We start from the raw sequence: 4,867 nt of genomic DNA, 5'->3' as shown, positions 1-4,867 counted from the left end.
GGTCCACCAGACCTTTGCGATGGACTCCTTTTCCGTGATGCTTGGGGCTTCGGCATGGCATTATGGAGCAGTAGTAGCAATACTTTTCCTCATCCCCCAGACACTGTACTTCATCCTAGCCAGGAGTGCCTACTTAAGAGAACTGGTTTCCGGGGTCGGATGAGTTCTGTCTTTCCGGTGAAGGCAGGAACGATGGTGGTTTGCCCAGGACGGGCATTCGATGGCGATCCGATGTGCAGGGGCGGTTTGTCCCGGAACCGCCCTGCGGGGCATGAGTGTAGAAGGGGTAGTCGCGGGTCATCGGGGTGATACGTACCCGTGGTGATGGAGGAGGCAAGTGGCGATCCGAGTTATACTCTCATCTTTTCCCGAGATACTTTGGTCCATGGGAGATAACAACCACTGCCTCAGTCGGCTTGGGGGAGAGTTTGCTCTTTGGCCCTGAGGGATCCTGGCGGGGGGGTGACTTTGACCCTCCAAGGAGTTGCTAGACAGTTGGGATCCTGAGGACGGTACGATAATCCTTTGATGCAGACTTCATCAGCGGAGGGGCTTTTGACCGCAGCATCTTTCCGGTTTGGCACTCGGTAACTAGCAGGCCCTGGTGGACCAGTCCCCTCCGCCACGCCACCTGAGTCGGGGAGCCTTTGCGGTGGAGTTCGATGCCCGAAGCAGGGCGGTGGAGAACAGGACTCGGGGCTTTCACGGTGGGAACAGGGCTAAAGATTGACCAATGATCTTACCCTCCGTAAACCCCTTTTTCTAATTGCTGGCATAAACATACTGGTGGGCATTATGCCACCGGAGGGAAACCCCAACCCTATTCCCACTCTGTCCCAGCCCCAGTCCCACTTTAGCTAAGATCTACAGTCTTGACTAGGTGGTATTGAAGTCCCAGGCAGATTTTTGCGTTATTTCCTTGACTTGGCAGGGTTTACTCCTCTAGAATTGATATGAATGTACAGGATCGCCCACCGCTGGCGATACTGTGAAGGGTTCTTTCAATGCTAAATGGTGGTGACCTTGATGCACTCTGCGGATCAGCGGCTCCCCCAGTGGCAGCGCCGGATCTTTCTTTTATGTTTCGGGGCCTACGGGATCGCCTATCTTGGCCGGATGAATTTGTCGGTGGCCATGCCCTTTCTCCAGGCTCAAGGTTTTGACAAAAGTAGCCTGGGCCTTGTGGGCAGTTGCTTTTTTTGGATCTATGCCTTTGGACAGTTGATTAATGGACGGTTGGGGGATCGGTTCCCGGGACGGACCTTTGTCTTTGTGGGCCTGTTGGGTTCTGCGGTGGCGAATCTTCTTTTTGGCCTGCAAAGCTCCTTGGTGTTTATGTTGGCCCTTTGGGCCTTGAATGGTTTTCTGCAGTCTATCCTATGGGGTCCCTTGATGCGTACCTTGGCCCTGTGGCATGCCCCGTTGCAAAGGGCGGGGCGGGCCCTGGGGGTATTTTCCTCAGCCATGTTGGGTTACGCCATCATTTGGGGTGGTCTAGGTCAGTTGGCGCCCCGGATCGGTTGGCGGCCCCTGTTTCTGATCCCTGGAGGTTTGTTGTTTATCTATGCCTTTGTTTGGTATCTAGGTCAGCGCACGCCTGAGGAGGTGGGTGTGAAGGCCCCCGGTGGTCTCCCTTCCCAGAATGAGGCTGGTTCCTATGTGGCCTTGCTGCGATCTACTCCCTTGGCTCGCTATGCTTTGGTGGGCGTGTTCGTGGGGTTTGTACGGGAAGGGATCAATCTTTGGATGCCCACCTTGTTGAGGGAGGTCTTCGGTATTAGTGCTAGCCAGACCTTGGTCTTGGCGGTGATTGTAAGCAGCTTGAATCTATGTGGGCTGCTGTTAGCAAGATTCTTTGTGGCCAAGATCGCCAGTCGCGGTGCCTTAACGGCCCTTTATACCTGCGGTACCCTCATCGGTTTTCTCCTTTGGGCGACCCAGGGAGGGAATATGGTGGTCTTTGGGGTCCTATTGGCCCTGTGTAGCATGTTTATGTACGGAGCGACTTCCATTTTGACCTCGGTGATCCCCCAAGAGTGTCCCATGCCTTCCACCGCGGCCGGTTTCATTGATTTCGTGGTCTATCTAGGGGCGGGGTTGTCGGGGATCATTACAGGAATTGTCTCTGAACGCTATCAATGGACAGCGGTTCCGGCACTTTGGGTAGGGGCTTTACTCCTGGCCGGAGTGGGGATCCTGTTGATCCACCGGCGGAAAGAGAGCCTGGTGAGCATGGGTGAAGGGAAAGCCAGTGTAAACTAGTTGTCCACTATTTTCCTCAGAAGACGGGCGGAAGACCTGGCTGTTCGATTACTGCAAAGACCAACATATCCACTAGCAACTCCTTGGGGCTGTAAAGAACTTGGGACCTGTTGTTGATGGTTTTCTCCCGGGAAAAGGCCAGTAGGACAATATCGGCGAAAAGGCCGATTGGGGAATCCGGTTGTCCGGTGGTGCCGATGATCTTGGCCCCGCGCTCCGGGCAAGGGGCCAAGTTTTCTGGGATCTGTTGTCAACCACCCGGTGGAAGATGACCACCATCGTATCCAGGGCCCCGGTAATCGGCGTAGTACTGGCGAGTCTGTCTAGTTCTGTGCTGACCAGGCAGTGGCTGGCTGCGGCCGTCAACGGTTGGTTGCTCATGATGGCCAAGGGCCGGGAGTGACCAATGCCGCACCAGGTGATTACTCAGGCATCTCTACAGGATCTACATTGGCCTGAAGGTGATCCATGGTGATTTAGATCATTTCGCCATTCATCGGCTAGCTTTGGGAAGAGGCCGTTCCTGTTCCAATTGGCGGTTATCTGTACTCAGTTCCCTGATGTATGCATTGCGGAATTCCACAAAGTCTGTATCGTCTAGTCTTTGGGCATACGCGCCCCGTCGCGGCCGGAACACTCCCAGTTCTTTCGCCAGTAAGCCAGTGCTGAGCTTCGGTGCTAGGTACTTGGCAATTTGTAGGGAAGTTTTCCTGAGGCTTCCCGGTTAAGCGCGGATGGGCATGCTCGGTCCCAGATTCATGGAATACCTCATATCTTTTCCCAATACTCGGTGTGGCGAAGCTCCTAGGGGAGATTCTTGCCAAAAAGCGCAATTGCCGTTTGGCCTGAGCTCCTCTTGATGTAGGTGGCTTGGGACCTAGCCGAAAGGGCCCTTGGAGTATCACCAAAGACTGTCTTTCTTTACTCAACTGATTTACCCCTGAACCCACGGCCATGGTTTCGGGTACGTGAGGAACATCCCGTAGCTTTAGGCGGTCGTCAGACCCGCCCGGGTCCCACATTTCCCCATTGTTGACAATCCTGGGAAGGGTGTGGTACTATTCTTGTGGAAGCGCTTTTCTAGAAGATGAAGCCGGTACAGGGAGCGTTTACACATGGCGACTATCTACGACGTGGCAAGACATGCCGGTGTGGCTATCTCCACCGTGTCCCGGGTAATCAACAACGATCCCCGGGTTAGTGAGCGCACGCGAGAGAAGGTCATGAAGGCCATAGAGGAGATTGGTTATCAGCCCCATGCCTTGGCGCGGAATCTGGCCCGGCGCCGGACCGATGCCATTGGGGTGGTGGCCCCAGTGGGCAGACACATCTTTCGGGAAAGGTTTGCCGGCATGCAGCAGTGCCTAGGGGGCACAGGCAAGATCCTGGTACTGTACGATGTGCCCCAACAGCAGGCGGACAGCGATTACTTGGAAAACCTGGCCGGTGAACGGAAAGTAGATGCCATGGTCTTTGTAAACCGTGTACCGAGCCCACGGATTGTTCAGTGTTTCCAGCAGGCAAACATCCCCATGGTCCTGGTGGATGATTATCACGATGAAATTCCCTCCCTTACTGTAGACGATGTGGCGGGCGGATATCTGGCCGCCAAACATCTGATCGAATCCGGACACAAAAGAATTGCTTATATTGGTGGTCCTGCGGACAATTGGCACAGCAACGATCGCTATGTTGGATACAAAAAGGCCCTGGTGGAAGCGGGTTTACCCTTTGATGAAACCTTAGTGCGTTTCGGCGACTGGGAACGCTCTGCCGGTTTTCGGCTGATGGAAGAGATCTGGTTGACCACTAGGGAAGCGCCGCCGACGGCGGTGATCACCAGTGATGTGCAGGCGGTGGGGATCATTATGGACTTCCTGCCCCGCCACGATCTGACCATAGGCCCGGATTTTTCCATCGTGGGCTACGATGATCTTGAGATTGCGGAGCTTTTGAATTTGACTACCATCCGGCAGCCAGCCTTCCAAATGGGTTACCGGGCCATTGAGGTGGTGAACCAGCTGCTGGAAGAACCCGACAGCCCCTGGAAGCACGAGGTATTTCCTCCGGAGTTGGTGGTGCGCAAATCGGTAGTAGCCCGATGAAAACCGCTAGGGTCCCATGGTTGGGGTCTTTGCCTGGGGGTGTACGGGGGCCTTTGACCAGGAGACTTGTGTTGGGTTGTTACTCTAAGGTTGTCCTGTTTCAGTAGAACATAGATTTTCCCAAAACAATACAAGAAGGAGGTATTTACACAAATCCCGAAAGGTTCCGATGAGTGTGACTAATAGTATCTGCAGTTTGCATCCAGTGGCCGTGGTATGGTAGAAGTCTCTTTCAGTATCGACGGATCGGGACCATGCCGAGGAAAAGGGCTTAACCGGTGAAAAAGGTCCCGATAGAAACAAGCTTGGAAGAAGGAGAGATCGGCATGACAATTAGACGTTTTGTGGGAAGCGTTATCTGGAGTCTTGTCCTTGTCATGGCAGTGATGGTACCGGTCAATGCACAGACGGTGTTGAAGTTTGCCATTGGTACCAATCCTACTTTGGAAGAGTACGCGCGGGAATATGAGGCATTGAATCCCGACATCAAGATTGTCCTG

5 protein-coding genes are annotated in these 4,867 nt (G+C 54.1%); 3 read left to right on the top strand and 2 right to left on the bottom strand.

Translation table 11 applies throughout. The features are described 5' to 3' along the window. The first annotated feature begins 1,014 nt into the window (after nt 1-1,014). The gene (locus GXX57_01465) at nt 1,015-2,262 is read left to right on the top strand and encodes an MFS transporter (GenBank protein HHV43322.1); all 1,248 of its coding nucleotides are present in this window, start codon (nt 1,015-1,017) and stop codon (nt 2,260-2,262) included. Nucleotides 2,263-2,278: 16 nt separating this feature from the next. Here the strand turns inward: GXX57_01465 and GXX57_01460 are convergent, their stop codons facing one another. After that, the gene (locus GXX57_01460) at nt 2,279-2,494 is read right to left on the bottom strand and encodes a hypothetical protein (GenBank protein HHV43321.1); all 216 of its coding nucleotides are present in this window, start codon (nt 2,492-2,494) and stop codon (nt 2,279-2,281) included. Between the two features lie 261 nt (nt 2,495-2,755). Next, the gene (locus GXX57_01455; GenBank protein ID HHV43320.1) at nt 2,756-2,899 is read right to left on the bottom strand and encodes a hypothetical protein; all 144 of its coding nucleotides are present in this window, start codon (nt 2,897-2,899) and stop codon (nt 2,756-2,758) included. 478 nt (nt 2,900-3,377) lie between these two features. Here GXX57_01455 and GXX57_01450 point away from each other — a divergent pair, with 478 nt between their 5' ends. Together GXX57_01450 and GXX57_01445 are read left to right on the top strand one after the other, a co-directional pair. Further along, on the top strand, nt 3,378-4,367 hold the full coding sequence (locus GXX57_01450; GenBank protein HHV43319.1) for a LacI family transcriptional regulator: 990 nt from the start codon (nt 3,378-3,380) through the stop codon (nt 4,365-4,367). A 326-nt stretch (nt 4,368-4,693) separates the two neighbouring features. Further along, the coding region (locus GXX57_01445; protein ID HHV43318.1) for a hypothetical protein at nt 4,694-4,867 on the top strand (174 nt) is incomplete at its 3' end.

The organism is Bacillota bacterium (assembly GCA_012839765.1).
Taxonomy (GTDB): domain Bacteria; phylum Bacillota; class Limnochordia; order DUMW01; family DUMW01; genus DUMW01.
Note: the sequence above shows the minus strand (reverse complement) of the source record. Positions and strands in the feature narration are given on the sequence as shown.

Excerpts from the sequence above, each read along its gene's own strand:
- GXX57_01450 (HHV43319.1), top strand. The coding sequence starts at position 3,378 with ATGGCGACTATCTACGACGTGGCAAGACATGCCGGTGTGGCTATCTCC.